The organism is Variovorax sp. GW821-FHT09D04 (assembly GCF_059416405.1).
The window spans coordinates 656890-677098 of record NZ_JBWKPA010000003.1 but is presented as its reverse complement, the minus strand read 5'-3'; the positions used below and the strand labels follow the sequence as shown (position 1 = coordinate 677098).

Annotated in this window: 19 protein-coding genes and 2 tRNA genes; 9 read left to right on the top strand and 12 right to left on the bottom strand. The window is 66.9% G+C overall.

Annotated features, from left to right (window positions below; all coding sequences use genetic code 11):
- Positions 1 to 347: 347 nt before the first annotated feature.
- A tRNA-Leu gene (locus tag AC07O4_RS13480) sits at positions 348 to 432 on the top strand.
- 84 nt (positions 433 to 516) lie between these two features.
- On the opposite strand, the gene rimO is transcribed toward AC07O4_RS13480, so the two are convergent.
- From rimO to AC07O4_RS13450, 6 genes are all read right to left on the bottom strand, one after another.
- The gene (rimO, locus tag AC07O4_RS13475) at positions 517 to 1923 is read right to left on the bottom strand and encodes a 30S ribosomal protein S12 methylthiotransferase RimO (RefSeq protein ID WP_139704634.1); all 1407 of its coding nucleotides are present in this window, start codon (positions 1921 to 1923) and stop codon (positions 517 to 519) included.
- Positions 1924 to 2005: 82 nt separating this feature from the next.
- Positions 2006 to 2566 carry a polyhydroxyalkanoate synthesis repressor PhaR gene (gene phaR, locus AC07O4_RS13470; protein WP_062480702.1) on the bottom strand — a complete coding sequence of 187 codons (561 nt, stop codon included), beginning with the start codon at positions 2564 to 2566 and terminating at the stop codon, positions 2006 to 2008.
- A gap of 69 nt (positions 2567 to 2635) precedes the next feature.
- The gene (locus AC07O4_RS13465; RefSeq protein ID WP_495304787.1) at positions 2636 to 3007 is read right to left on the bottom strand and encodes a hypothetical protein; all 372 of its coding nucleotides are present in this window, start codon (positions 3005 to 3007) and stop codon (positions 2636 to 2638) included.
- A gap of 219 nt (positions 3008 to 3226) precedes the next feature.
- Positions 3227 to 3303 (bottom strand) — tRNA-Val (locus AC07O4_RS13460).
- A 38-nt stretch (positions 3304 to 3341) separates the two neighbouring features.
- Entirely contained in the window at positions 3342 to 5531 is a 2190-nt protein-coding gene (locus tag AC07O4_RS13455) for a RelA/SpoT family protein (protein WP_062480706.1), read from the bottom strand.
- Positions 5532 to 5589: 58 nt separating this feature from the next.
- Entirely contained in the window at positions 5590 to 6543 is a 954-nt protein-coding gene (locus AC07O4_RS13450) for an alpha/beta fold hydrolase (protein WP_495304786.1), read from the bottom strand.
- 68 nt (positions 6544 to 6611) lie between these two features.
- Here AC07O4_RS13450 and AC07O4_RS13445 point away from each other — a divergent pair, with 68 nt between their 5' ends.
- Entirely contained in the window at positions 6612 to 7382 is a 771-nt protein-coding gene (locus AC07O4_RS13445; protein ID WP_095947875.1) for a 3-hydroxybutyrate dehydrogenase, read from the top strand.
- Between the two features lie 64 nt (positions 7383 to 7446).
- Here AC07O4_RS13445 and AC07O4_RS13440 read toward each other — a convergent pair whose 3' ends face one another.
- Together AC07O4_RS13440 and AC07O4_RS13435 are read right to left on the bottom strand one after the other, a co-directional pair.
- A complete protein-coding gene (locus tag AC07O4_RS13440) occupies positions 7447 to 8154 on the bottom strand; it encodes an SIMPL domain-containing protein (RefSeq protein ID WP_062480709.1) in 708 nt (235 codons plus the stop codon).
- 54 nt (positions 8155 to 8208) lie between these two features.
- A complete protein-coding gene (locus AC07O4_RS13435) occupies positions 8209 to 8646 on the bottom strand; it encodes a hypothetical protein (RefSeq protein ID WP_223301309.1) in 438 nt (145 codons plus the stop codon).
- A gap of 95 nt (positions 8647 to 8741) precedes the next feature.
- Between AC07O4_RS13435 and ompR the strand changes: the two genes are divergently transcribed.
- Both ompR and AC07O4_RS13425 read left to right on the top strand, forming a co-directional pair.
- Positions 8742 to 9473, top strand: coding sequence for an osmolarity response regulator transcription factor OmpR (ompR, locus tag AC07O4_RS13430; RefSeq protein ID WP_007837017.1), 732 nt, complete (start codon positions 8742 to 8744; stop codon positions 9471 to 9473).
- A gap of 77 nt (positions 9474 to 9550) precedes the next feature.
- On the top strand, positions 9551 to 10972 hold the full coding sequence (locus AC07O4_RS13425) for a sensor histidine kinase family protein (RefSeq protein WP_495304901.1): 1422 nt from the start codon (positions 9551 to 9553) through the stop codon (positions 10970 to 10972).
- Positions 10973 to 10987: 15 nt separating this feature from the next.
- Here the strand turns inward: AC07O4_RS13425 and ispF are convergent, their stop codons facing one another.
- Together ispF and ispD are read right to left on the bottom strand one after the other, a co-directional pair.
- Positions 10988 to 11476, bottom strand: a complete 489-nt coding sequence (gene ispF / locus AC07O4_RS13420; protein ID WP_369647192.1) for a 2-C-methyl-D-erythritol 2,4-cyclodiphosphate synthase — start codon at positions 11474 to 11476, stop codon at positions 10988 to 10990.
- Positions 11473 to 12186, bottom strand: a complete 714-nt coding sequence (ispD, locus tag AC07O4_RS13415) for a 2-C-methyl-D-erythritol 4-phosphate cytidylyltransferase (RefSeq protein WP_062480715.1) — start codon at positions 12184 to 12186, stop codon at positions 11473 to 11475. The genes ispF and ispD overlap by 4 nt, the downstream gene beginning before the upstream one ends.
- Positions 12187 to 12304: 118 nt before the next feature.
- On the opposite strand from ispD, the gene mfd reads away from it, so the two are divergent.
- The 3 genes from mfd to AC07O4_RS13400 are packed head-to-tail and all read left to right on the top strand — an operon-like array spanning position 12305 to position 17558.
- On the top strand, positions 12305 to 15787 hold the full coding sequence (gene mfd / locus AC07O4_RS13410) for a transcription-repair coupling factor (RefSeq protein WP_495304785.1): 3483 nt from the start codon (positions 12305 to 12307) through the stop codon (positions 15785 to 15787).
- Complete coding sequence (gene serB, locus AC07O4_RS13405) at positions 15784 to 16497, top strand: phosphoserine phosphatase SerB (protein ID WP_062480719.1); 714 nt, start codon at positions 15784 to 15786, stop codon at positions 16495 to 16497. The genes mfd and serB overlap by 4 nt, the downstream gene beginning before the upstream one ends.
- Positions 16494 to 17558, top strand: coding sequence for an Ldh family oxidoreductase (locus AC07O4_RS13400; RefSeq protein ID WP_495304784.1), 1065 nt, complete (start codon positions 16494 to 16496; stop codon positions 17556 to 17558). Before serB ends, AC07O4_RS13400 begins: the two co-directional genes overlap by 4 nt.
- A 6-nt stretch (positions 17559 to 17564) precedes the next feature.
- Here the strand turns inward: AC07O4_RS13400 and AC07O4_RS13395 are convergent, their stop codons facing one another.
- A complete protein-coding gene (locus tag AC07O4_RS13395; RefSeq protein ID WP_495304783.1) occupies positions 17565 to 17894 on the bottom strand; it encodes a DUF6172 family protein in 330 nt (109 codons plus the stop codon).
- A 57-nt stretch (positions 17895 to 17951) separates the two neighbouring features.
- On the opposite strand from AC07O4_RS13395, the gene AC07O4_RS13390 reads away from it, so the two are divergent.
- A complete protein-coding gene (locus AC07O4_RS13390; protein WP_013541760.1) occupies positions 17952 to 18179 on the top strand; it encodes a hypothetical protein in 228 nt (75 codons plus the stop codon).
- Between the two features lie 9 nt (positions 18180 to 18188).
- On the opposite strand, the gene AC07O4_RS13385 is transcribed toward AC07O4_RS13390, so the two are convergent.
- Entirely contained in the window at positions 18189 to 19376 is a 1188-nt protein-coding gene (locus AC07O4_RS13385) for an aminotransferase-like domain-containing protein (protein ID WP_062480728.1), read from the bottom strand.
- 175 nt (positions 19377 to 19551) lie between these two features.
- Between AC07O4_RS13385 and nth the strand changes: the two genes are divergently transcribed.
- Positions 19552 to 20199: an endonuclease III gene (gene nth / locus AC07O4_RS13380; RefSeq protein ID WP_495304782.1), complete on the top strand. Its 648-nt coding sequence runs from the start codon at positions 19552 to 19554 to the stop codon at positions 20197 to 20199.
- Positions 20200 to 20209: the final 10 nt, after the last annotated feature.

Here is a 20209-nt window from a genome sequence, read left to right as displayed (position 1 = left end):
GCGGAATTGGTAGACGCACTAGTTTCAGGTACTAGCGAGTAACATCGTGGAGGTTCGAGTCCTCTTCTGGGCACCAAGTTTAAACAGACCTTTACCAGGTCATCCGATTGAAGCCACCGGTCTCCGGTGGCTTTTTTCATGGCCGTTCGAAACTGCATCAAACGGGCGACGCGATCGTCAGATCACGCCCCTCGATGCCGGCCGTGCACGCACGATCGCACCCACCTGCCTTCGGCAGGACACCCGCCGCACGAGCGATGTCGCGCAGAGGTTGAAATTTCGACACGCTCAAAAGAGCGCGCCAAATTTGTGTATATAATCGTAGTCTTTGCTGAGAAGCAAAATCAGCCCAGATGGCGGAATTGGTAGACGCACTAGTTTCAGGTACTAGCGAGTAACATCGTGGAGGTTCGAGTCCTCTTCTGGGCACCAAGATTGAACAGACCCTTACCAGGTCTTCTGACAAAAGCCACCGGCCTCCGGTGGCTTTTTTCTTGGCCGTTTGAATCAGGTGCATCAAACGGGCAACGCGATCAGGTCGTGGCCTTCGGCGCCCACGATGCGTGCACGCGTGAACTCGCCGACCTTCATCGTCTTGCTGATCTTCTCGGGTGGCAGGAGGCGAACAGTGCCGTCGATCTCCGGTGCATCGGCGTACGTACGCCCCACCCCACCCTTGCGGCCCAGCGCCGGCGCTGAATCGACCAGCACCTGCATCGTCGAGCCGATGCGCTTTTGCAGCTTGGCGATCGACACGGCCTCGGCCACTTCCATGAAGCGGGCGCGGCGCGCTTCGCGCTCGGCCTCGGGCAGCATGCCCGGAATGTCGTTGGCGGTGGCGCCTTCGACCGGGCTGTAGGCAAAGCAGCCCGCACGGTCGATCTCGGCTTCGCGGATGAAGTCGAGCAGGTGTTCGAACTCCTGCTCCGTCTCGCCCGGAAAGCCGGCGATGAAGGTGCTGCGGATCACGAGTTCAGGGCAGACCTCGCGCCAACGAGCGATCCGCTCCAGGTTTTTCTCGCCGCTGGCCGGCCGCTTCATGCGCTTGAGCACGTCGGGGTGGCTGTGCTGCAACGGCACGTCGAGGTACGGCAGCACCAGGCCGCTCGCCATCAACGGAATGATTTCGTCGACGCTCGGATACGGGTACACGTAGTGCAGGCGCACCCAGGCGCCATACGGCTCGGCAATTTCGCCCAGCGTCCGCACGAGTTCGAGCATGCGGGTCTTGACCGGCTTGCCATCCCAGAAACCGGTGCGGTACTTCACGTCGACGCCATAGGCCGAGGTGTCCTGACTGATCACCAGCAGCTCTTTCACGCCGCCCTCGAACAGGGCCTTGGCTTCGCTGAGCACATCGCCCACGGGACGCGAGACGAGGTCGCCGCGCATCGAGGGAATGATGCAGAAGGTGCAGCGGTGGTTGCAGCCTTCGCTGATCTTCAGGTAGGCGTAGTGCCGCGGCGTCAGCTTGAGACCGGCCACACCGAAGGTGTTCGGCACGAGATCGATGAACGGATCGTGCGGCTTCGGCAGGTTGGCGTGCACGGCATCCATCACCTCCTGCGTGGCATGCGGACCGGTGACGGCCAGCACGCTGGGGTGCATCTGGCGCACGAGGTTGCCACCCTGGTCGCCGGTCTTGGCGCCCAGGCAGCCGGTGACGATCACACGGCCGTTCTCGGCGAGCGCTTCGCCGATGGTGTCCAGGCTTTCCTTCACCGCATCGTCGATGAAGCCGCAGGTGTTGACGATCACGAGGTCGGCACCCTCGAAAGTCTTGGCGGTTTGATACCCCTCGGCACTCAGCTGGGTCAGGATCAATTCGGAATCGGTCAAGGCCTTGGGGCAACCAAGGCTGACGAAGCCGACCTTGGGGGCGGTCGGCGTGACGGTACGTTCAGGGGAGGCAACTTCGCTCATAGGCCTCTATTGTCCCAGCTATCGGTGACAGCGGGGCATTCATCGGGCAGTCACCCCATTCGGGCGGGCCGCCGCGCGGCGCTCAGGGGCGCTTGATGCCAAAGGCGCCCAGCACCTGCTCGGTGTTTTTCTGCATCTGCTCCTGCATCTGCAGGAAGACGTTCTTCGATTGCTCGACGTAGTTGCCCATCAGCCCCTGGATCATCGGCGACTGCATGGTCATGAAGCGCGACCACATCTCGGGCGTCAGGCCTTCGGCCTTTTCGGCGAGCTGGGCCTGCATCTCGGTCATGGCCTGGATGTTCTTCTCGAGGTACGGGCCCATGTAGCCCTGCATGGCCTGGCCGTAGAAACGGATGATGTTGGCCAGCACCTGCTCGGTGAACATCGGCGCGCCACCGGCTTCTTCTTCCAGGATGATCTGCAGCAGGATGCTGCGCGTGAGGTCGTCGCCAGTCTTGGCGTCGCGCACCACGAACTGCGCGTTCTTGATGACCAGCTGCTTGACCTCGGTCAGCGTGATGTACGTGGATGTCTCCGTGTCGTAGAGCCGTCGGTTGGGGTACTTCTTGATCACACGCTGGACCGGCTTCACCCCGGACTTCTTGCTCTGCACTACAGACTCCTTCACATGGACGCCCATGTCATCGGATGATTCTAGGGAGCGGTTTTGCTGCATCGCGACAAGGTTTACCCTGACCGTGATTCTTCTTCAGGCGTCCGGCGCCGTCGCGTACTCGGCACCGCACGCATGACACGCTGCAGTTTCGGGACGCTCCGGGGTCGACAACCTGAATCGCAGCGGGATCTTCTGCCCGTAGACCACCCAGCACCGGGGGCAATGCTCCTGCCCCGCCGTCGGAAGATAGGCGCGTGCGCGCTGCTCGGCGCGCTCCTCGGTCACCGGCATGCCCTGTCGTTGTGCGCGCGCGACTTCGCGTGCGGCCATGGTGTCGGCGCGACCGGCGGCGAGGTCATTGATGCCGTAGACCGCGCGTGCGAATTCAAGAGGGGCCTGCTTGAGCAATGCGACCACGCGGTGGTCGGCGTGCGCCCGATCAACTGGCGTTGATCGCGTATTCATCAGATCGCTTATCAAGGAAATTCGAGAAGGTTGGCAGACCGCTCAAGGTAGCACAACCACATGGCTCAGGCACCTTGCCTGCACCGCGCGAAGGGCCGCCCGTGAAAGGTTTTTTTGCTTGCGCCGATCGCTCAGGACGACCGGGCGAATCCAGAGACAAACACGTCGTCCAAACGACGAACGGGTTGCAGCGAAATCGCTGCAACCCGTGTTTGAACTTGGTAGGCGCGATTGGATTCGAACCAACGACCCCCACCATGTCAAGGTGGTGCTCTAACCAACTGAGCTACGCGCCTAAGAGAAGCATCGAGTATAGCAGGAGAAATGGCCCTTTTCAGCGCCGACGTGCAGATCGCACGCCAGTCACTGCAGTCACCACACTCAACACCTGCGTCAAACGCGCGGCATCGGCGATTTCCACGGTGAAAGTCATCCACGCCGTGCCCTTGATCGACTGCGTCTGCACGCCGATCACGTTCATCTTCTCGCGTGCGAACACGTCGGAGATATCGCGCAGCAAGCCCTGGCGGTCGGCCGCTTCCACAGCCACATCCACTGCGTAGACCGGTGCATCCGCGCCCTTCTTCGGCAGGCCCCATTCGACATCGATCACGCGTTCGCCGTCCTTCGCGGCCATCGTGCGGAAGTTGCTGCAATCCGCGCGATGCACGCTGACGCCATGGCCACGCGTGACAAAGCCACGGATCGCATCCGGCGGCGCCGGCTTGCAGCACTTGGCAAGCTGCGTCATCAGCGACGACACGCCCACCACTAGCACGCCGCCCTTGCCCGACTTTTCGCTGCCGCGCGCCTTCTTGATCTGCACGCCGTCGTCAGGGTTCAGCGCCGGCTCGGGCGGACGCAGCAGCGTCTCGATGTTGCGCAGCGAAAACTCGTCCTTGCCGACCACCTCGAACAGATGGTCCGCCGACTTGAAGCCGAGCTGCGAAGCCAGGTCTTCGAGCCGCATGGCCGTCTTGCCTTCGCGCTGCAGCAGCTTCTCGACGGCCTCGCGCCCGCGCGCCACGGTCTCGTGCGTGATCTGCGCGTTGAACCAGGCGCGCACCTTGGCGCGGGCGCGATGGCTCGCCAGATAACCCAGCTCGGCATTCAGCCAGTCGCGCGACGGGCCGCCTTCCTTGGCCGCCATGATCTCGACCGTTTGCCCGTTCGACAGTGGCGTGTTGAGCGGCACCATCGCGCCATCGACACGCGCACCGCGGCAGCGATGTCCCAGCGTCGTGTGCACCGTGTAGGCGAAGTCGACCGGCGTCGCGCCCTGCGGCAGTTCGACGATGGCGGCATCAGGCGTGAGCACATAGATGCGATCGTCGAACAGCCCCTGCCCCTGCAGCCCGCCCGACAGGTCGCGCTCCCAGGCCAGCAGCTGGCGCAGCACGGCAATCTTGGCGTCGTACTCGCCGCTCGCCCAGACACCGGCGTAGCCCTTGTGGCCCGCTTCCTTGTAGGCCCAGTGCGCCGCCACGCCATGCTCGGCATGGTCATGCATTTCCTCGGTGCGGATCTGGATCTCGATCGGCTTGCCCACCTTGCCGTCGACGATCTCGCGCACCACCGTGTGCAGCGACTGGTAGCCGTTCGGCTTGGGCCGTGCGATGTAGTCGTCGAACTCTTCGTCGATGGGCTGGAAGTGCGAGTGCACCCAGGCCAGCGCGGCATAGCAGTCCTTCACGTCCGGCACCACCACGCGCAGCGCGAGGATGTCGAAGACCTGCTCGAAGTCGAGCGACTTGCCGCGCATCTTCTTGACGATGCTGTAGATGTTCTTCGGGCGTCCCTGCACCGTGGCCTTGACGCCCTCGGCCTGCAGTTCGTGCTCCAGCTGCGAGCGCAACTGCTCGACATGGCCTTCGCGCTCGATGCGCTTCTCGTCGAGCAGCCGCGCGATCAGCTTGTAGGTCTCGGGCTCGAGAAAGCGGAACGAGAGGTCTTCGATCTCCCACTTCACCTGCCAGATGCCCAGCCGGTTCGCGAGCGGCGCAAACACCTGCAGCGACTCACGCGCCACGCTCTCAGGCGCGGGCTGCTTGCTGGCCGCCGCGTGCCGCAGCGTCTGCAGCCGCGAGGCCAGTCGCAGCATGACCACGCGCAGGTCGCGCGAAAACGCGAGCAGCATCTTGCGCACGTTCTCGGTCTGCGCGCCGGCGCCTTCGGCGTGGTGCCCTTGCGAGGCCGTACGCGCCTGCTCCTGCACGCGCACAAGCTTGGTGGTCTCGACCGCGAGTGCCGCGAAGTTGTCGCCGAAGACCTTGGCGATCACCTCCTGCGGGCGGTTCAAGTGCTGGCAGGAATACACGAGGTAGCTCGCCGCCTGCATCGCCTCGGAGCCGCCCATCTTCGCGACGATGGCGGCCACGGCATCGGCGTGCGCCAGCGTGTTCTCGCCGGTGTCGAGTTTTTCGTCGGCGATCAGCGGCTCGGCGAACGCGCGGGCGCGTGCCAGCATGTTCTCCATGACCGGCGAGCGGTCGGCCGTGGCGGCCGACAGCGGGTAATCGACCATGACGCCGTCGGACAGGGGTGCCGTCTGAAGGTTCGCAGACTCTCGCTTCACGATGCCCTCAATCGAACAGGAAATTCGTGACGACGGCGACCTGTGCGGGATCGACGAAAGTCGGCGCGTGCCCCACGCCCTCGAACTCGACGAGCGTGGCGCGCGGCCCACGCTGCGTCATCGCGGCCGCCGTCTCGGGCGACAGCAGGTCGGACGCCGCGCCGCGCGTGAGCAGCGCGCGCGCGTCGATGGCGTCGTACAGGCTCCACATCACCGCCCCGCCCTGCGCCGCGATCTCGGGCGTGATGGCCCGCAACGGCACGCCGATGGCCGGGTCGTAGTGCAGCACCCAGGCGCCCTCGCCCACCGGGCCGGCACTGGCGGTCTTGGCGGCACCGTCGGCGCTGCGCTCGGACGCCGGCACCACCATGTGCTGCGACAGCGCGCGCCACTGCTCGGGCGTGTGCGGCCCGAACGTGGTCGACAGGGCCCACATCGCATCGGCCGCGGCCTGCACGCTCGGAAACTGGCCGCTCTTGCCCACATAAGCGCCGATGCGCTGGATGGCGGCGGGCTCGACCGTGGGGCCGACATCGTTCGCGACGAAGCGGCGAATGGGCCGTGGCAGCGGCAGCTCCTTGTGGCCGGCCAGCACGAAGCCGATCAGCCCGCCCATGCTGGTGCCGACGTAGTCGAGCGTGTCGATGGGATGCTCGCCCTGCAGCTGCGCGATCAGCGCCACCATGTCTGCGGCATACACAGGCACTTGATAGAAAGCGGGGTCGCGCAGCCAGTCGCTGCGGCCGCGCCCGACCACGTCGGGACAGACCACGCGCACGTCGCCGCCCGCGCGCGCCACGATGGCCTGCGCGAGCACGTCGAAATCGCGCCCCTGCCGGGTCAGCCCGTGCACGCAGATCACGACATGTGCGCTGTGCGCGTCGCCCCATTGCCAATAGGCCATGCGATGACCGCCCTGGGCGTCGTTGCAGGCCACGTCGTGAAGGGTCGGTTCTGTCATGGAAACGGAGGGGTTCGGGTGCGGATAATGGTCTCGTTGCATCCTAATTCATCCGGAGATTGATCTTCATGCTCAAAGGCAAAACCGCGCTTGTCACGGGGTCCACCAGTGGCATTGGCTTCGCCATCGCCAAGGCGCTGGCCCAACAGGGCGCACACATCGTGCTCAACGGCTTCGGCGACGCCGACACCCCCAAGGCCCAGATCGAGGCGCTCGGCGTGCGCGCCGAGTACCACGGGGCCGACATGAGCAAGCCCGACCAGATCGAGGACATGATGAAGTTCGCCGCGTCGAAGTTCGGCCGTGTCGACATCCTCGTCAACAACGCCGGCATCCAGCACGTCGCCAAGGTCGAGGACTTCCCGACCGAACGTTGGGACGCGATCCTCGCCATCAACCTCACGAGCGCCTTCCACACGACGCGCCTGGCGATCCCCGCGATGCGCGAGGCCAACTGGGGCCGCATCATCAACGTGGCGTCGGCGCACGGGCTCGTGGCCTCGGCGCAGAAGTCGGCCTATGTCGCAGCCAAGCACGGCATCGTCGGCCTGACCAAGTCGGTGGCGCTCGAAACCGCCACCACCGGCGTCACCTGCAATGCGATCAGCCCGGGCTGGGTGCTCACGGCGCTGGTGCAAAAGCAGATCGACGACCGCGCGGCCCGCGAAGGCATTTCGGCCCTCCAGGCGCAGAACGAATTGCTGGGAGAAAAACAGCCCTCGCTGCAGTTCACGACGGTCGAGCAACTGGGCGGGCTGGCCGTCTTCCTGAGCTCTCCCGCCGCCGATCAGGTGCGGGGCGTCGCCTGGGCCATGGATGGCGGCTGGACGGCGCAGTAAATAAACAGAGACAACGAAAAAACGCCGGCGGCACTCGCCCGCCGGCGCTGCGCTCTTTGTCTTCTTACTTGAGCTGCACCGAGCCGGAGACGTTCACGACCACGCTGGTCTTGCCCGCTTCCACCGGCACGGCCGAATCGGCGGCCGAGAACGACTTGGCCTGCATGGCCATCACGCGCGGGCGGATCGGGCCGCTGTCGTTCGCGTTCACCGACACCTCGCGCAGCGTGTAGCCGCCGAAGCCGAAGCCCTTGGCCAGCTCGCCTGCCTTCTGCTTGAAGTTGTCGATGGCGATGTTCTGCGCCTCGGTCTCGGTCTTGGCGCGCTGTTCGCGGCTCAGGCCGAAACCGACGTTGCCCACGCTGAGCGTGCTGATGCGCCCGGCCGTCTGGGTGATGCGCGCGAAATCGCGGCCTTCGAGCACGAGTTCGGTTGACCCCTGCCAGCCGTTGATCTTGCCGTCCTTGGTGTAGCGCGGCGACAGGCTGAAGTTGCCGGTGCGCACGTCGAGCTGGCCCGGCTGCGCATTCTTCTTGGCCTCGGCCAGCGCGGCGTCGAGCGCCGTCTTGAGCTGGGTCTGCACGGTGCCCGCCTCGGCGGCGTCGCGCGTGGTGACGAGGGTCATGCTCAGCAGGTCTTGCTGAACTTCGACGGTGCCGGAGGCCGACAGCTGGAGCACGTTTTGTGGAGCAGGCATGACGGCATTCTGGGCCAAGGCGGCGCCGGCAAAGGTCAACGCGGCGCAGGCCGCGATCAATTGAACAGTCTTCAAGACAGATTTCTCCCTGGTGGATGCGAGGAAAAGCCCTCGCCCGCGCCTTCTTCTTCAGTGGCGCAGGCTGCGCGGCGCGGTTTGCGGACTGGCGACGGGCTGCGGTACCGGCACGATGCGCTCGGCAGGCTGTGATTCTGCCGAATTCAGAAGTACACCCGTTCCCGCGGGCACCCACTGTCCCCGGACCTGCTGCCTCAGCTCGAAGAGTTCACCCGCCGTGAGACGGCGCCCCGCCAGCGCTTCGCCGCGGCGCTGCTCTTCCCGCTGGGCCGCCCGGTGCGCGGCCACGGCATCGCGCACCTCGCTGCGGCGCCCTTCACTGACCCGCAAAAACCCTTCGGAAGCGACGGACGTCGCACCACAGGCGCATGCGAAAAAAAGCAGAGGCAAGGCAGAAAAAGAAGGTCTCATCGCGCAATCGTCATAAGGCAGCACGGACTGTGCCACCGCCGGGCAAAGCCCGGATGACCAGACGGCGAGCGGCCGCAAGTTGTGTAACTTAGTGTCAACCACTACGGAATTCGGCAGCAATGGGGTCCTAACGCCTTCAGAATCGGCGCTGTTACAAATTCAACGTTGTAGAAATGACTCAAGTTCCCGCTCGCACCGACAAGATCGTGATCGTCGACGACGACGCCCGCATCCGCGACCTGCTGCGCCGCTACCTGACGCAGGAAGGATTCGAAGTGATCGTGGCCGAGGACGGCAAGGCGCTCAACCGCATCCTGTTGCGCGACACGGTCGACCTGATCGTGCTCGACCTGATGATGCCCGGCGAAGACGGCCTCTCCGTGTGCCGCCGTCTGCGTGCCGCCAACGACCGCACGCCGATCATCATGCTCACCGCCAAGGGTGAGGACGTGGACCGCATCGTCGGTCTCGAAGTCGGCGCCGACGACTACCTCGGCAAGCCCTTCAACCCGCGCGAACTGCTGGCCCGCGTGCACGCCGTGCTGCGCCGCCGTCCGCCGCTCGAGGCGCCGGGCGCCCCCTCCACCGAGAACGAGACCGTCACCTTCGGCCCGTTCGCCTTCGACCTCGGCTCGCGCACCCTGAAGAAGGACGGCGAAGAACTCTCGCTGACCACCGGCGAGTTCGCGATGCTGAAGGCGCTGGTGCGCCACCCGCGCCAGCCGCTGTCACGTGAAAAGCTGGCCCAACTGGCACGCGGGCGCGAATTCGAGCCCTTCGACCGCAGCCTGGACGTGCAGATCTCGCGCCTGCGCAAGCTGGTCGAGTCCGACGCCGCGGCGCCGCGCTACATCCAGACCGTCTGGGGCGTGGGCTACGTGTTCGTGCCGGACGGCACGGCCTGACGATCCGCTGAGAGGTGGCCATCGGCCTCCATTCCGCCCGACCTGACCCGGCCCAGGAGGACGGGGCACAGGTCACGATGCCGAGCCCGCTCGAAGCGAGCGCGCAGCGTGACCGACGCCCCGGCCTCAAGCTGGGCTTCAGCCTTTTCTGGCGCACCTTCTTCCTGCTCGCACTGCTGCTGATCGGCTGCACGGTCGCCTGGCTGCAGACCTTCCGCTCGCTCGAATACGAGCCGCGTGCCATCCAGACCGGACACCAGATCGCCTCGCTCGTGAACCTCACGCGCGCAGCACTGGTGTACTCGGATGCGATCACGCGGGTCTCGCTCATCAAGACGCTGGCCGACCAGGAAGGCGTGCGCATCCTGCCGCGCGAGCCCAACGACCGCTTCCAGCCCTACACCAGCGGCGCGCTCGACGAGCGCGTCACCGAAGAGCTGATCGCCCAACTCGGCGAAGGCACCACCGTGGCCAGCCGCGTGAACGACGAGCCGGGCCTGTGGATCGGCTTCACCATCGAGAGCGACACCTACTGGCTGCTGCTAGACCCCACGCGCTTCAGCCGCGTGGGCGGGCGCACCTGGCTGGTCTGGCTCAGCACGGCGATGGCGCTGTCGCTCGCGGGCGCGGCGCTGATCACGCGGCTCATCAACCTGCCGCTCAAGCAGCTGTCGCGCGCCACCTTGCAGGTGCGCGAGGGCGAGTACGAGGCGCACCGGCTCGACGAGCGCGCCCGCACCAACGAAATCCGGGCGGTGAACATCGGCTTCAACCGCATGGCGGACCAGCTCGCCAAGATCGAGCAGGACCGCGCCATCATGCTGGCCGGCATCTCGCACGACCTGCGCACCCCACTGGCCCGGCTGCGGCTCGAGACCGAGATGAGCGTGGCCGACGAAGACGCGCGCGACCACATGGCCGCCGACATCGCGCAGCTCGACGCGATCATCGACAAGTTCCTCGACTACGCCCGCCCCGACCATGTCGACCAGCGCCCCGTGCTGCTGCGCGACGTGATCGACGCCTGCACCTACGCCGTGCAGGACTACGAAGAGATGAACATCCACGTCGACGTGCCCGCCGACCTGAAGGTGATGGGCGACGAGGTGGAGCTCACGCGCGTGATCTCCAACCTGGTCGAGAACGCCCGGCGCTACGGCAAGACGCCGTCGACGGGTGTGGCCGACGTCACGATCCAGGCGCAGGCCAACAACGACGCGGTGCTGATCAAGGTGCGCGACCACGGCGCGGGCGTCGAGCCCGCCCTGCTCGTGCAGCTGACCAAGCCCTTTTTCCGCGGCGACGCGGCGCGCACCTCGGCGGCCGGCGCCGGCCTGGGGCTGTCGATCGTGGCGAAGAACATCGAGCGCATGGGCGGCACCTTCGCGCTCACCAGCACGCCGGGCCGGGGCCTCGCGGCCCACATCCGGATGCCGCGCGCGATGCCGGCGGGCAACAGCAAGCCCGGCGAGGTACCGGGCAAGAAGCAGGTCGCCTGAAGAAGAACCCCGGGCTCAGCGGTGCAGCAGCACCGCGGCGCGGGCTTCCATCGCCCGCCCCTCGCCCACCGGGCCGAGCTTCTCGGCCGTCTTGGCTTTCACATTGACCTGATCGAGCGCGATGCCCAGCGTGTCGGCGATGCGCTGGCACATGGCCGGGATGTGCGGCGCCAGCTTGGGCGCCTGCGCGATCACGGTGCTGTCGACGTTGCCGATTTCCCAGCCGGCGGCCCGCACGCGACGCGCCGCCTCGGCCAGCAGCACGGCCGAATCGGCGCCACGGAACTGGGCGTCGGTGTCGGGAAAATGCCGGCCGATGTCGCCCAGCCCGGCCCCGCCGAGCAGCGCGTCGGTGATGGCGTGCAGCAGCACGTCGGCGTCCGAATGCCCGAGCAGGCCGGTGGTGTGCGGCACCTCGATGCCGCCCAGGATGAGCTTGCGCCCCGCCACCAGCTGGTGAACGTCCCAGCCTTCGCCGATGCGGATGTTGAACGGTGTCGTCATGCCATGGCCTTCTTGCGGCCGAGCAGCACCGCCTCGGCCAGTGCGAAATCTTCGGGGAAGGTGACCTTGAAGTTCTGCGCGCTGCCGGGCACCAGCAGCGGCGCCAGGCCGAGGGTCTCGATGGCGCTGGCCTCGTCGGTCACCACGTCGCCCACGCGCTCCAGCGCGTCGAGCAGCATGCCGATGCGGAACATCTGCGGCGTCTGGGCCAGCCACTTGTCGGCGCGCGGCAGGGTCTGGGTCGAGCGGCTGTCGGTCGACGAGACCTTCAGCGTGTCGGCCAGCCGCTGCGCCAGCAGGCCGCCGACGGCATCGTGCTCGCAGGCGGCGATCAGCGCCTCGATCTGGCTGGACGTGACCAGGCAGCGCGCCGCGTCGTGCACCAGCACCCAGTCGTGCGGCCCGGCACCCTTCTGGCGCAGCGCCGCCAGGCCGTTGCGCACCGAAGCGGCGCGCGTCAGGCCGCCCACGCGCAGCAGGTACTCGCCGGTCACGGGGAAGCGCGGCAGCGCCGTCTGTACCTCGCGGTCGTCGGGCGACACCACCACGGCCACGCCCGCGAAACGCCCGGCCAGCGCACGGAACGCGTCCACCGTGTGGGCCACCATCGACTGGCCCGCCAGGCGCCGGTACTGCTTGGGCTGCGCGCCGCCGGCGCGGTGGCCGGAACCGGCACAGGGGATCAGCACGTAGAAACGGGAAGAAGACATGGAGGGTGCGGCACGGGCCGATGGCCGACAAGCGGATAAGGGGCCGCCATTCTAGAATTGACATTCGCACACCCCTCGCCGTCCGGCGCGGGGTGTCGTGCATTTTTCGAACCGCTCCATGGACCTCCCCCTTCTCCCGGCGGGCAAGCGTTTCACGCTGCCGCGTCCCCCGTTGTCCGCCGACGCGCTGATGCTGGCCCAGCTCGGCATGCGCGAGAAGGCCGCGGGGCGCGCCACCGCGATGTTCACCGCCGACGCGAACGACGCCCAGCGGCTCATCGACGAAATCGCCTTCTTCGCCCCCGAGCTGCGCTGCGCCCTCTTCCCCGACTGGGAAACGCTGCCCTACGACAGCTTCTCGCCGCACCAGGACCTGATCAGCGAGCGCCTGGCCACGCTGTGGCGCATCAGCCAGAAAGAGGCCGACGTGGTGCTGGTGCCCGCCACCACCGCGCTGTACCGGCTGGCGCCGCCCGCCTTCCTGGCCGGCTACACCTTCCAGTTCAAGGCCAAGCAGAAGCTGCAGGAGTCCAAGCTCAAGGCGCAGCTCACGCTGGCCGGCTACAGCCACGTGACGCAGGTGGTGAGCCCGGGCGAGTACGCGGTGCGCGGCGGCCTGATCGACCTGTTCCCGATGGGCTCGCCGGTGCCGTTTCGCGTCGACCTGTTCGACGACGAGATCGACTCCATCCGCACCTTCGACCCCGACACCCAGCGCAGCCTCTACCCCGTGCCCGAGGTGCGCCTGCTGCCGGGCCGCGAGTTCCCGATGGACGACGACGCCCGCGCGCGCTTTCGCAGCCGCTGGCGCGAACTGCTCGAGGGCGACCCGACCAAGAGCCGCATCTACAAGGACATGGGCAACGGCGTGGCCACCGCCGGCATCGAGTACTACCTGCCGCTGTTCTTCGACGAGACGGCCACGGTGTTCGACTACCTCGGCCCCGAGGCCACCGTCGTGCTGCACGGCGACCTCGAACCCGCGTTCCAGCACTTCTGGCAGGACACGAACGAGCGCTACCGCCTGGTGCAGGGTGACCCCGAGCGCCCCGCGCTGCCGCCCGACGCGCTGTTCCTCAACGCCGAGCAGTTCTACCAGCGCGCCAAGCCGCATGCGCAGCTCGCCATCCGCGGCGACATCGCCACCGACGCGCCCTACGCAGAGTTCGACAAGCTGCCGCCGTTCGCTGTGGTGCGCGGCGCGGAAGACCCGCTGGTCGGCCTGAAGGCCCACATCGCCGCCACGCCGCACCGCGTGCTGCTCATCGCCGAGAGCGACGGCCGCCGCGAGAGCCTGCTCGACTTCCTGCGCGCCAGCGGCGTGAACCCGCCGGCCTTCGACTCGCTGGCCGAGTTCGAAGCCTCGGGCGACGAAAAGATCGGCATCGCCACCGCGGCGCTGGCCTCGGGCTTCGCGTGGCGCGAACAGGCGATCGACTTCGTCACCGAGACCGAGCTGTTCGCCACCGCGCCCACCACGCGCCGGCGCAACAAGAAGCAGGAACAGGTCAGCGACGTCGAAGCGCTGATCAAGGACCTGTCCGAACTCAACGTGGGCGATCCGGTGGTGCACTCCGCGCACGGCATCGGCCGCTACCGCGGCCTGATCCACATGGACCTGGGCCAGGGCACGGGCGCCGACGGCAAGCCGCTGCTGCAGGAAATGCTGCACCTGGAGTACGCCGACAAGGCCACGCTCTACGTGCCCGTGAGCCAGCTGCACCAGATCAGCCGCTACACCGGCGTGAGCGCCGACGAGGCGCCGCTGCACAAGCTGGGTTCCGGCCAGTGGGAAAAGGCCAAGCGCAAGGCCGCCGAACAGGTGCGCGACTCCGCCGCCGAGCTGCTCAACATCTACGCCCGCCGCGCCGCGCGCGAGGGCCATGCCTTCCGCTACTCGCCGGCCGACTACGAAGTGTTCGCCAACGACTTCGGCTTCCAGGAAACCGCCGACCAGAAGGCCGCCATCCACGCCGTGGTGCAGGACATGATCTCGCCCCAGCCGATGGACCGCCTCGTGTGCGGCGACGTGGGCTTCGGCAAGACCGAGGTCGCGCTGCGCGCCGCCTTCATCGCCGTCACCGGCGGCAAGCAGGTGGCCTTCCTGGCACCCACCACGCTGCTGGCCGAGCAGCACTACCAGACGCTGGTCGACCGCTTCGCCAAGTGGCCGGTGAAGGTCGCCGAGATGAGCCGCTTCCGCTCCGCCAAGGAAATCACGGCCGCCGCCAAGGGCCTGGCCGAGGGCCAGGTCGACATCGTGGTGGGCACGCACAAGCTGCTCTCGCAGTCGGTCAAGTTCAAGAACCTGGGCCTGCTCATCATCGACGAGGAGCACCGTTTCGGCGTGCGCCACAAGGAGGCGATGAAGGCGATGCGCGCCGAGGTCGACGTGCTCACGCTCACGGCCACGCCGATTCCGCGCACGCTGGGCATGGCGCTCGAAGGCCTGCGCGACCTGAGCGTGATCGCCACCGCGCCGCAGCGCCGCTTGGCCATCAAGACCTTCGTGCGCAACGAGGGCACGGGCGTGATCCGCGAGGCCGTGCTGCGCGAGCTCAAGCGCGGCGGGCAGGTCTACTTCCTGCACAACGAGGTCGAAACCATCGAGAACCGGCGCCAGAAGTTGGAAGAAATCCTGCCCGAGGCCCGCATCGCCGTGGCCCACGGCCAGATGCCCGAGCGCGAACTGGAGCGCGTGATGCGCGACTTCGTGGCCCAGCGCTACAACATGCTGCTGTGCTCGACCATCATCGAGACCGGCATCGACGTGCCCACCGCCAACACCATCGTGATGAGCCGCGCCGACAAGTTCGGCCTGGCGCAGCTGCACCAGCTGCGCGGCCGCGTCGGTCGCTCGCACCACCAGGCCTATGCCTACCTTATGGTGCCGGACACCGAGGGCCTGACCAAGCAGGCCTCGCAGCGGCTCGAGGCGATCCAGCAGATGGAAGAACTGGGTTCGGGCTTCTACCTAGCGATGCACGACCTGGAAATTCGCGGCACCGGCGAGGTGCTCGGCGAGAACCAGAGCGGCAACATGATGGAGATCGGTTTCCAGCTCTACAACGAGATGCTCAGCGAAGCCGTGCGCTCGCTGAAGGCCGGGCAGGAGCCCGACCTGCTCTCGCCGCTGTCGGTCACGACCGAAATCAACCTGCACGCCCCCGCCCTCTTGCCTGACGACTACTGCGGCGACGTGCACCTGCGGCTGTCGTTCTACAAGAAGCTCGCCACCGCGAAGACGCCCGACCAGATCGACACGCTGCTGGAAGAAATCGTCGACCGCTTCGGCAAGCTGCCGCCGCAGGCCCAGACGCTGATCGACACGCACCGCCTGCGCGTGCTCGCGCGGCCCTACGGCGTGGTCAAGGTCGACGCGGCGCCGGGCATCATCAACATCACCTTCCGCAAGGACGCGCCGGTGGACGGCATGGCCATCATCCAGCTGATCCAGAAGAACAAGCACATCAAGCTCGCCGGCAACGAGAAGCTGCGCATCGAGCGCGAACTCAAGGAGCCGAAGGACCGCGCCCAGATGGTGCGCGACGTGCTGCGCAGCCTCGGACAACCCCTCGTCAAGGAAACCGCCCCCGCATGAGCGCTACGACTGAAATCTCTCCCGGCCTCGTCCTCCAGCGCGTGAAGCCGCCGCTGAAGCTCGCCGACTTCAAGCTGATCGCGTTCGACATGGACTCGACGCTGATCAACATCGAGTGCATCGACGAGATCGCCGATGCCGTCGGCAAGAAGGCCGAGGTGGCCGCGATCACCGAGGCCACGATGCGCGGCGAGATCAAGGACTTCAAGGAAAGCCTGCGCCGCCGCGTGGCGCTGCTGCAGGGCGTGCCCGTGGCCGCGCTGCAGCAGGTGTACGACGAGCGCCTGAAGCTCAACCCCGGCGCCACCGAACTGGTCGCGGCCTGCAAGAAGGCAGGCCTCAAGGTGCTGCTGGTGTCGGGCGGCTTCACCTTCTTCGCCAACCGTGTGAAGGACCGCCTGGGCATCGACTTCGCACGCTCCAACCTGCTCGACGAAGCCGACGGCCAGCTCACCGGCCAGGTCGTGACGCAAAGCTGGGGCGACATCTGCGACGGCGCCGAGAAACGCCGTACGCTGCTGGAAGTGGCCTCGCTCATGGGCATCTCGCCGCAAGAAACCATCGCCGTGGGCGACGGCGCCAACGACCTGCCGATGATGGGCGAGGCCGGGCTGTCGGTGGCCTATCACGCCAAGCCGAAGGTGCGCGAGCAGGCCATGGTGGCGATCAACGAAGGCGGGCTCGACCGCGTGCTGGAAATCCTGAAATGACCGACGCCGCCCCGCTGTACCGCGCCGACGCGCTGCGCGACTACGCCAGCGCCCTGCTGCAGAAAGCGGGGCTCGCGGCCTCGATGGCCGACAGCGTGGCACGCACGCTGGTCGAAGGCGACCTGCTGGGCCACGACACCCACGGCCTCGCGCTGCTGGCCGGCTATGTGAAAGAAATCGAATCGGGCGGCATGACGCGCGACGGTGCGCCCGAGGTGCTGTCCGACCGCCCTGCCGCCGTGCTCTGGGACGGCAAGCGCCTGCCCGGCCCCTGGCTCATGGACCAGGGCATGGACCTGCTGGTGCCGCGTGCGCGCGAACTCGGCACGGCCTCGCTCGTGATCCGCCGCAGCCACCACATCGCCTGCCTCGCGGTCTACATGCTGCGCGCGCTGCAGGAAGACATGCTGATGCTGCTGGCCTGCTCCGACCCCAACACGGCCAGCGTCGCGCCCTTCGGCGGCACGCAGGCGGTGTTCACGCCGAATCCGCTGGCGATGGGCTTTCCGCTCTCGCAGGGCGGCGTGATGGTCGACATCTCGGCCTCGATCACCACCAACGGCATGAGCAACCGCAAGCGCGCGGCCGGCGAGACCTTCGCCGAGGAATGGCTCATCGACGCATCAGGCAAGCCGTCGAACAACCCGCAGGTGCTGTTCGACCAGCCGCCCGGCACGCTGCTGCCCGTGGGCGGCCTGAGCCACGGTCACAAGGGCTACGGCATGGCGCTCTTGGTCGAGACGCTCACGGCCGGCCTCGCGGGCCACGGCCGCGCCGACCCGCCCGAAGGCTGGGGCGCGACGGTGCACCTCACGCTGCACGACCTGCACGCCTTCGGCGGCAGGGACGCTTTCCTGCGCCAGATGGACCATGTGGCCGCGAAATGCCGCGACAACGCGCCCATCGACCCGGCCAGGCCTGTGCGGCTGCCGGGTGAAGGCGGGTTGAAGCGTCGGGAAGCGCAATCGGCGAACGGGGTGCGGCTGCACCCGTCGATTGCGCGCTCGCTGCAGGAAGCGGAGCAGCGGCATGGCCTGCGGCTGGCGCAGGCGCTGATCTGACGGGGCTTATTTCTCGTCGTTCTCGGCGGCGGTGCGATCGGCCGCACCCTCGGGCCGCGGCTGGCGCTTGCCGGGCTTGGCCAGGATCTCGATGTAGAACTGCTTGCCGCCCTCTTTCACCACACCGTCGATGAGGCCGGTGATGGCTGTGAGGTGGATGGTTTCGGCGGATTCCTGGGCGCTGCCGAACCGGCAGTCGAAGTCCCAGAAGTCGGCGCCTTCGGGCAGGTCGCGGCGACGCTCGCGCTTGATGTACTTGCGAATCTCGTGCTTGACGGCTTCGAGGAGACGGTCGGGGTGCTTGCCCTCGACCTGAAGCTGGAAGGTTTTTCTCATGGGTGATGGTAACCCGCTGTGTAAAGTCGGCGGTTCAAATGGAAAGCAGGTGAAGACATGGCACGCGCAAACGACTGGGCAAGCAAGGTGATGGCATTGGTGAACGGCGGCAACGCCCCGGCGGCCATTGCGCAGATCAAGGTCGCGCCGTCGGTCAAGGACCTGAAGGCGCTGCAGACCATCATGACGCTCTCCAAAATGAAAGGCCGCTATCCGAACGTGGATGCGGCCATTTCAGACAACCTGGACCTGCTGGCGGCGCCCCGCCTGCACCGGTCCCCCTGAACGTCGGCGTTACAGGGCCTGGCCGAGGCGCTTCACGCCTTCTTCGATCTTCTCGATGTCGGCCGTGGCAAAGCTCAGGCGCAAGGTCGCCACATCGGGCTTCTCGGCGAAGAACGGCGCGCCGGGCACGAAGGCCACCAGCTTCTCGATCGCACGCTTGGCCAGCTCGTTGGCATCGGCCAGCTTGCCATTGGCGCCCGTCAGGCGCGCCCAGAAGAACAAACCGCCGTTGGGCTGCGTGAAGCTCACCGCATCGCCCAGTTCGCGCTTCAGCGCAGCGCCCATGGCCTGCGCACGCTGGCCGTAGACCTCGCGCACATGCGCCAGCGTGCCGGGCATGCGGCCGCTCTTGAGGTACTGCGCGGCCGTGGCCTGCGCGAAGGTGCTGGTGTGGGCATCGCTGAACTGCTTGCACATCGTGGCCTTGGCCAGCAGCTCGGGCGGCGCGATCATCCAGCCGATGCGCAGGCCGGGGCTCAGCACCTTGCTCAGGCTGCCGCAATGCGCCAGCAGTTCGCGGCTGCCGGGCACGTCCTTGCTCAGCGACATGATCGACGGCGGCGGCGCTTCGCCGAAGTACAGGTCGCCGTAGGGGTCGTCCTCGACGATCAGCGTCTGGTACTTCACGGCCAGCTCGAGCACCTTCTTGCGGCGCTCCAGGCTCAGCATGGCGCCGCTGGGGTTGCCGAAGGTGGGGATCAGGTAGACGAACTTGGGCTTGTGCTCGGCGATGAGCTTTTCGAGCTCGTCGGTCTTCACGCCGTTGGCGTCGATGGGCGCGCTGATGAGCTGCGCGCCGTACAGGCGAAAGCACTGGATCGTGGCCAGGAAGGTCGGGCCTTCGACGATCACCTTGTCGCCGGGCGAGATCATGGTCTTGCCCAGCAGGTCCAGCGCCTGCTGGCTGCCGGTGGTGACGATGAGGCCGCTCGGGTCCACATCGACGCCCTTGGTCTTCATGAAGGACGAGAGCTGGTTGCGCAGCGGCTCGTAGCCTTCGGTGGCGCCGTACTGCAGGGCCCCGCCGGCTTCTTCGGTGAGCGCCTTCTGGCTCGCCTCCTTCAGGCCCTCGACGTCGAACATGGCGCTGTCGGGAAAGCCGCCCGCAAAACTGATGATGCCGGGCTTGCCCAGCAGCTTGAAGAGTTCGCGGATGGCGGAGGTTTCGACGTTGTCGAGGCGGGAGGCGAATTGCATGGTCAGTCTCACTTTCTGGGCGTCATTGTCGCGAAAGCCCGGGCAGGAAAGCTGCGTAGGGCCATGGCTTTTCGACGATATATTGCATCCATCGCCGCAAACGCCGGTGCTCGCCCTGCCTTGTGCGGCATGCGCCCCGCGAGCCCCTTGCAATGAACGGCGGCCCCCACGACCCATGAAAAAATCCGACATCCCCCTCTTCTTCTCCACCCTGCAGGCCGCCAACCCCGAGCCGCGCACGGAGCTCGAATACACCACGCCCTTCGAACTGCTGGCCGCCGTGCTGCTGTCGGCGCAGGCCACCGACGTGGGCGTGAACAAGGCGACGCGCCGGCTGTATCCGGTGGCGAACACGCCGCAGGCGATCCTCGACCTCGGAGTGGAAGGGCTGGAGTCGTACATCAAGACGATCGGGCTGTACCGCAGCAAGGCCAAGCACCTGATGGAGGCCTGCCGCATGCTGGTCGAGCTGCACGGCGGCGAGGTGCCGCGCACGCGCGCCGAGCTCGAGGCGCTGCCGGGCGTGGGGCGCAAGACGGCCAACGTGGTGCTCAACGTGGCCTTCGGCGAGGAGACCATCGCGGTCGACACGCACATCTTCCGCATCGGCAACCGCACCGGGCTTGCGCCCGGCAAGACGCCGCTGGACGTGGAACTCAAGCTCGAAAAGCGCATCCCACCCGAATTCCGCCTGCACGCGCACCACTGGCTGATCCTGCACGGGCGCTATGTCTGCGTGGCGCGCAAGCCGCGCTGCTGGGAATGCGCGGTCTCCACCTTCTGCTCGTTCAAGCCCAAGACACCGGCCCCCAAGACCGCCTGAGCGGCACACA

Excerpts from the sequence above, each read along its gene's own strand:
- rimO (WP_139704634.1), bottom strand. The coding sequence starts at position 1,923 with ATGAGCGAAGTTGCCTCCCCTGAACGTACCGTCACGCCGACCGCCCCC.
- phaR (WP_062480702.1), bottom strand. The coding sequence starts at position 2,566 with ATGGGCGTCCATGTGAAGGAGTCTGTAGTGCAGAGCAAGAAGTCCGGG.
- AC07O4_RS13465 (WP_495304787.1), bottom strand. The coding sequence starts at position 3,007 with ATGAATACGCGATCAACGCCAGTTGATCGGGCGCACGCCGACCACCGC.
- AC07O4_RS13455 (WP_062480706.1), bottom strand. The coding sequence starts at position 5,531 with ATGGTCGATTACCCGCTGTCGGCCGCCACGGCCGACCGCTCGCCGGTC.
- AC07O4_RS13450 (WP_495304786.1), bottom strand. The coding sequence starts at position 6,543 with ATGACAGAACCGACCCTTCACGACGTGGCCTGCAACGACGCCCAGGGC.
- AC07O4_RS13445 (WP_095947875.1), top strand. The coding sequence starts at position 6,612 with ATGCTCAAAGGCAAAACCGCGCTTGTCACGGGGTCCACCAGTGGCATT.
- ompR (WP_007837017.1), top strand. The coding sequence starts at position 8,742 with ATGACTCAAGTTCCCGCTCGCACCGACAAGATCGTGATCGTCGACGAC.
- AC07O4_RS13425 (WP_495304901.1), top strand. The coding sequence starts at position 9,551 with ATGCCGAGCCCGCTCGAAGCGAGCGCGCAGCGTGACCGACGCCCCGGC.
- ispF (WP_369647192.1), bottom strand. The coding sequence starts at position 11,476 with ATGACGACACCGTTCAACATCCGCATCGGCGAAGGCTGGGACGTTCAC.
- ispD (WP_062480715.1), bottom strand. The coding sequence starts at position 12,186 with ATGTCTTCTTCCCGTTTCTACGTGCTGATCCCCTGTGCCGGTTCCGGC.
- mfd (WP_495304785.1), top strand. The coding sequence starts at position 12,305 with ATGGACCTCCCCCTTCTCCCGGCGGGCAAGCGTTTCACGCTGCCGCGT.
- serB (WP_062480719.1), top strand. The coding sequence starts at position 15,784 with ATGAGCGCTACGACTGAAATCTCTCCCGGCCTCGTCCTCCAGCGCGTG.
- AC07O4_RS13400 (WP_495304784.1), top strand. The coding sequence starts at position 16,494 with ATGACCGACGCCGCCCCGCTGTACCGCGCCGACGCGCTGCGCGACTAC.
- AC07O4_RS13395 (WP_495304783.1), bottom strand. The coding sequence starts at position 17,894 with ATGAGAAAAACCTTCCAGCTTCAGGTCGAGGGCAAGCACCCCGACCGT.
- AC07O4_RS13390 (WP_013541760.1), top strand. The coding sequence starts at position 17,952 with ATGGCACGCGCAAACGACTGGGCAAGCAAGGTGATGGCATTGGTGAAC.
- AC07O4_RS13385 (WP_062480728.1), bottom strand. The coding sequence starts at position 19,376 with ATGCAATTCGCCTCCCGCCTCGACAACGTCGAAACCTCCGCCATCCGC.
- nth (WP_495304782.1), top strand. The coding sequence starts at position 19,552 with ATGAAAAAATCCGACATCCCCCTCTTCTTCTCCACCCTGCAGGCCGCC.